This window comes from Photorhabdus sp. RM96S, assembly GCF_042879335.1.
Lineage (GTDB): Bacteria > Pseudomonadota > Gammaproteobacteria > Enterobacterales > Enterobacteriaceae > Photorhabdus > Photorhabdus kayaii.
Genome location: NZ_JBHFKT010000187.1, coordinates 1 through 439, shown reverse-complemented (window position 1 = coordinate 439; position 439 = coordinate 1). Strand labels below are relative to the sequence as shown.

The following is a 439-nucleotide window of genomic DNA, read 5'->3' as shown; positions in this document are numbered from 1 at the left end:
CTGGTGTTACACCGACGACGACCGCATTACCCGCCAGGAAGCGTGGCAGGAAGAGGATGACCGGTGCGCGTTATGCTCAGTCACCACCTACGACCACGACGCGCAGGGACGACTGGTCCGGGCCACCAACCCGGACGCGGTGGTGGCGTTTGCATACGATGAGGCCGGCCGCCTGACCCAAGAGACGATTAACGGGCGTGCCGTCAGCCATCAGTGGGACCCGATGAGCGGCCTGCCCACCGGCCGCCAGGTGGACACCCAGCCCGCGGTCAGCTGGTACTACGGCCTTAACGGCCGGCTGATGCAGTGGCAGCTTGACGGCCATGCCCCGTTGCAGATGCAGCATGACGGGCTGGGCCGGGAAATCGCGCGGGAAAGCGCCGCCGGTTTTATCCAGTCACAGGCTTACACCCCGGTCGGGCTGCTGGCCCATCAGACC

1 pseudogene is annotated in these 439 nt (G+C 66.3%); it reads left to right on the top strand.

Annotated elements, in window-relative coordinates:
- Nucleotides 1-439, top strand: a pseudogene (locus ACGF49_RS24895) (hypothetical protein); the annotation flags it as partial.